This window comes from Candidatus Schekmanbacteria bacterium (assembly GCA_003695725.1).
Classification (GTDB): Bacteria; Schekmanbacteria; GWA2-38-11; order GWA2-38-11; family J061; genus J061.
In genome coordinates this window covers 1-5661 of the sequence record RFHX01000169.1, presented here as the reverse complement: position 1 = coordinate 5661, position 5661 = coordinate 1, and the positions used below count along the sequence as shown (strand labels likewise).

General features: G+C 35.6%; 5 protein-coding genes. 1 reads left to right on the top strand and 4 read right to left on the bottom strand.

Translation table 11 applies throughout. The features are described from left to right. Positions 1-175 (top strand): short-chain dehydrogenase (locus tag D6734_06850; GenBank protein RMF94834.1); only part of this gene is annotated, 175 nt, incomplete at its 5' end. Between the two features lie 258 nt (positions 176-433). Here D6734_06850 and D6734_06845 read toward each other — a convergent pair. The 4 genes from D6734_06845 to D6734_06830 form a co-directional block, all read right to left on the bottom strand. After that, entirely contained in the window at positions 434-2470 is a 2037-nt protein-coding gene (locus D6734_06845) for a hypothetical protein (protein ID RMF94833.1), read from the bottom strand. Positions 2471-2573: 103 nt separating this feature from the next. Then, on the bottom strand, positions 2574-3626 hold the full coding sequence (locus tag D6734_06840) for a class I SAM-dependent methyltransferase (GenBank protein ID RMF94832.1): 1053 nt from the start codon (positions 3624-3626) through the stop codon (positions 2574-2576). Positions 3627-3635: 9 nt separating this feature from the next. Further along, positions 3636-4247, bottom strand: coding sequence for a flavodoxin family protein (locus D6734_06835; GenBank protein ID RMF94831.1), 612 nt, complete (start codon positions 4245-4247; stop codon positions 3636-3638). A gap of 206 nt (positions 4248-4453) precedes the next feature. Next, entirely contained in the window at positions 4454-5485 is a 1032-nt protein-coding gene (locus tag D6734_06830; GenBank protein RMF94830.1) for a hypothetical protein, read from the bottom strand. Between the last annotated feature and the right edge of the window lie 176 nt (positions 5486-5661).

Below are 5661 nucleotides of genomic sequence, written 5' to 3'. Positions count from 1 at the left end.
ACCAGAAGAAGGCGCAAAAACCAGTATTTATGTAGCTACATCTGAAGAGGTCGAAGGAATTAGCGGGGAGTACTTTGAAAAATGTTCGATTAAGGATATTTCTAAGAAATGTAAAGACAAAAAACTTCAGAAAGAATTTTGGGAATTGAGTGAGAGATTAACAGGTCTTGCGTGAGGTTTTTTCAAAGAATTGCTTTTACTGCAAGTATTTGTCGAGTCGATGCCATGAGAGCTATTGAAACAAGAAATAAAACAGTTCTTTTTTTACCTTTGCGCTGTTTCCTATAAACCGAAAATTTGGGTTTATGATGATTCCTGACACAATTGCTTATATAAGCGACTTTGTTTCCCCCATAACAGTCTTTTTCAAGATGCGCTTACTAATTTTGACTTCTATGTCAACAAACTGAAAGATTTTTTTCTTTAGTATTAATTAATGGATGTAGCCTAAAGTCTTCAATTCACGGATTACATTTTTGTTAAGCGAAATTTCTTCTCGTTTTATAACATTGTATTTTTCTCTTAGTTCTTTAGAAGTTTTATCGAATCTGGTAAAAATTCTTTTGGCTTCCTCAACTTTTTCAGGGAAAATATCTGCAATAGAATGTTTTTCTAGAGGGTCATCTGCCAAATTATAAAGTTCTTCTGTTGGCTTATTTTTTTCTACTTTAACAGAGATATATTTAAACCCATTAAAGGTAATTGCTCGTTGGACTCTGAGAGGACTGAATACATTAATAGATATTATTGGCTCCTTATTGTACGAGGTGATATTTGATGAGAGTAAAGGAGAAAGTGATTTGAAAAAATTTTCTTTTTCATATTTTATTCCGCATTGGTCCAATATCGTAGGCATTAGATAAGAGGTGGAAACAGGAATATCAAGGATTTTTTGGGAAATTGAATGAGGCATTTTAATTAAGAGAGGAACTTTTAAAAGTTCATTGTAAACTGTATGGCCATGTTCAAATCCGTTATGTTCCCAAAATTCTTCTCCATGGTCGCTAGTGAAGATAATCAGTGAATTGTCATATAGGTTTAAATTCTTCAAAGCATTAATTAATCTTCCAAAGTTATCATCTACATAAGAGACTTCAGCTTTATAAAGGGTTTTTATCCATTCTTTTTCTTTTTGGTTTGGTTTAAATTTCCCAAACCGTATAGGATCGCGGCTTATTAATGATTCATCCATACTCGGCGGTTTCTTTTTAGCGGTAAGATATTTGTGTGGAGGAGAATAAGGAAGGTGAGGGTCGAAATAATGAAGCCAAAGAAAAAAATCCTTATCTTTGTTTGATTTAAGCCAATTTATAGCCATATCGGTCAATTTTTCGGTTGATGGTTTTGAGATGAATAATTGGGAAAATAATTTCTTTAAAACATCTTTCCCAAAGGAGAATCCATACCATTTAGGGAAAAAATTGTATTCGCTAAATCCTTGTGAAATATTGATAGAGCGGTTAAGAACAGCATTATATCCTAAAGCTGATGTTAAGTACCCCGCCTTTTGCAATCTTTCTGCAAGAGTTTGAAAATTATCTGAAAGTTTTCTGTTGACAGTTGTTACAACATGCACAGAGGGAGGAAATCCGGTCATTATTGAAGCTATAGCAGGTAAAGTCCACGATGCAGATGAAATGGCATTCTCAAATAGAAAAGAGTCTTTTGAAAAATTGTCAATATTTGGAGTTTTCACTTTTGCTTTTCTATTATAACAGGATAGTGCATCAGCCCTGAGAGTGTCATCTATAACCAGAATTATATGCTTTATTTTATGATTGTTGAATGAAGCTGAGTTGTAATATCTATGAATGTTTTCACCTATGAAAGAGATGAAAGTGCCAAAGATATAAGCAAGACATATAAAATATATGGTCTTTTTTAGAAATCCTTCGTTTCTTTTCAGGAAAAATGAAATGGTGATGATGATAACAAATAGATAAAAACAATACTTTATAAGATTATAATAATCATTGTAACGCAAAAGCCAAAGAAAGATTAAAGTTTCCAGAAGAATTACAGTGATTATATAGATACTTTTAGTGCATAGCGATAAAAGCTTTTCATTGGCTACGATTTTTAGAGCTGAATAATAAGTTAAAACAACTACAACTAATGGGCAGAGAAAAAAAATTGCAATTTTTTGCCACAATCCGGTCCCTATTATGAAAGAAAGGTAGTTAGGGAGAGGTGAATATTTGAGAAAAATTATTTCAATCAAAATCCCGAGGGATATAGCGGCAGGAAGTTTTTGTATGTCTTTTTTATTTAGAAACATATTGAAGCATAAAAGAAGAAGGGAATAAGAGATAAAATAACAGATGGATGTAATAATTGTTGGAAAGAGCAAAAAACTCATTGAGTAGAATTCAGATGGTGCCTCCAATAGTGAATCAAGAAGCCCGCAGATGACTGACAATATAAAGGCGACATTTATTATTTCTTTTGAGCAGAATGTATTATTTTTCATTTTCTTTAAAAATACCCAAATAATTTTACATTACAAATTTTCAAAAGTAAAAATAAAGTAAACGACTCAACTGGTAAGATTAAATTTGTGGTATTATCAAAATCTATTTCCTGCAAACGAATATGCAGTTTTGAGGTCTCGGTGAATCAAGAAGTTTTACATTTGTAAATCCTGCTGCAAGAAGCATTCCTTTCGCTTTTTCTATTCCCCACATTGCACCTAATCCGGGGCCGCCTTCAGCAATTGAGACAGGCAGACAATGCATAAGGCTAATTCCATAATAGAGTGAAGAAAGAGGATTGTTGAGGTTATTTTTCAAGTCACTTGAAAATTTGAATTCAATCATAAGAAAGATGCCGTCATTTCTGAGAGCATTCTTTACATTCCTCAATACATCAAGAGGTTTTGCTTGGTCATGGATTGTGTCAAATGCTGTAATTAAATCGAATTTAGGTTTTGATGGCAGTTTAGATACATCCATTACTTCGAAGTTGGAGTTGGAGAGATTCATCTCTTTAGCTTCAATCTTTGCTTTCTCTATTGCATCTTTGGCGATATCGTAACCTTTAAAGAGGGAGTTTGGGTATTTTTTAGCAAGTACATTTGTTGCGTGACCTGTGCCGCATCCTATATCGAGGACATTAATCCCTTTTTTCAGTCTATTTTTCAGCCCCTCAACGGCTCCTATGAAGCCGTCATTGAGGAGCTCATCAAATATTCTTCTCCATACATCATCCATACAGTCTGTGAATTCAGGGCGAAAATCTGAATAAGGAATTCCTCCTCCCTCTTTAAAGCATCTTATTAGTTTAGGAAGTAGTTTCCCAAAACTATTGAGCATTTTGCTATGAGGACAAAGGTTTTTTGCTTTTTCTCCTGTGAGAAATGAAGCACGATTTTGTGGCAAGCTATATGTTTTAGCCTCAGAATTGTAATGAAATATCTCTGCTGCAGCCATTGCATTAAGCCATTCTTGGAGATATCTTTTAGATAAACCGAGGCGAGTACTTAATTCTTCAACTGTGAAATCACCTTTTGCCGCTTCTTCAAATAACCCTGTTTCATAACCGATCTGAATTAAATTTGTCAAAACAGCGCCTGTGTATATAGAAAGAATTTTAAATTGAAAATCTTCCTTTGATCTATCTTTTGGCATTAAATAATCTTATCCTTCAGCAACAATCCTTTTGGCTGTTTCAAATATCTTATCGAGTTCTTCCTTTTTTTGATTTATATCGCCTACATCCCTGACATCTGTGACATGAAGTTTAGCTACAATATTCATCATATATATTTCTGCGATATTATGCTCAAAGGCTTTGAATGCCAAATCGGCAACTTGAGGTATTTTGAAATCATGAACTATTCCTATGACTGCCTTTTTACCTTTGACTGGATTGCTGAGAATATTATATGATTCAGGAATTCCGGGTTCGCCAGTAATTTCTACTTCCCAGAATGGGAGACATCGTTCAAGGAACCTTGCCATAATAGCTGAGTATATGGCGCAGTAGAGAGGAGAAGTAAAAAGCATAACATCAGCTGAAATCATTTCAGGAATGATTATATCCATGTCATCTCTGTGAATTTTGCATCTGTTTTCTGGACCAAGCATACAGTTTCTAAAACATCCTTGGCATTGTCTTATATCAAGTTCTGCAAGAAAAAATTTTTTAATTTCAGCTCCAACGGATTCTGCACCTTTTAAAAATGTGTCTGTCATAACATCACTGTTGCCGCCTTTGCGGGGACTGCCACAAAAACCAAGAACTTTCATTTCTTTTAATCTCCTTATCTATTAAGTTGTATTGAAATGACTGATTGAAATATTATTAGATTCTTTTTACCTTTTTCTGGAAAGTGGTCAAGAGATATTCTTTTTTAGATTGTCGAAAGAAGGGAGAGGTTATGTTTGATATAACTTTGTAATTTTATGACAAAAAAAAGGAGGGGTTTCCCCCTCCTTTCTGAAAGTCCTTCACTTTAGCTGCCTTGAATATGGCAGTTGTTGCAAAGGTCTCTTACATTTGTACCATCACCGTCTTCTGTGATTGTTGAAGTTCCTGCCTGATATATAAGTCCAAAGCTGTTCCCATTTCCATGAGCTCTATGGCAGGTTAAACAGGTTGGTGTTTCATTTCCATCATAAGCACCTGCCGTCCATGAACCATCAGGGTCCATAACTCTTACAGGATTGTTGATGGAATTCAGCTGGTCAAGACTTGAATGTCCGCCTCCAATGTCGCCTATATCAACACCTGCCGCAGGATGGCGAATAAAAGCTCCATTTGCAATACTTCCGCCAATTTCAGCGCCTCCAACATCACCATGGAGATTGGTATGACATTTTTTGCAAAATTCAGCAATGCCGGATTTGCTCGAATTAGGTTCGTTAAGGTTGACACCTGCAATCGTTCTCACACCTACGCCTGCTTCGAAAATGTCTCTTGACAAGTCATTTGTACCTGCTGCATAACTTACACCTAATGTAGGTGTTGCACCACCTGCAACAGGAGAGAGATTTCTGTAATTGTCAATATTGGTATTACCGCCAACATCTCCTACATTAAAATCAGCACCATGATGTTGATGACAATCAGCACAGGATAATCCATTGCTGTTGCTCCAAGTTCCGCCGGGGGCTGTATCGGTGCTGCCTATCGTATGTCCCATATATTCTGCATAGGGACCGGTACCGCCAACTTTATTGAGAGCACCGGCAGACCTTTGAGTTGAACCGGTATCATTAGTTCCCATCACATCAGGACCAACACCATTGTCATGGCATGAGAGACATAGGTCATTTGTTGAGCCACCTGCTTTTAACAAATGTTCGGCAGGAGTATAACTATATCCCCCACTTGTTGATCCATAATCGTGAGCTGTGCTTGCATGCATTGTGTGGCACTGATTACATACAAGACTTGCACCATCATGGTAGTCTCCTGCGTAAACTACAGCGCCCAATCCGATTACCAGCATTACTGAAAGCAACAAGACAATTAACCTCTTCATGGCAATTCCTCCTATTTATAGTTTTCAAAACAACTTAATAAAAGAAACAAATTTTCTTTTTCATTTATCGAACTGCGATAAAATGAATTTAAGGCAAATAATAGAATAAGAAATAATATATATCTATTATCTTTATTCATTTTCTCATCCTCTGCAAATCATATATTGCATTAATT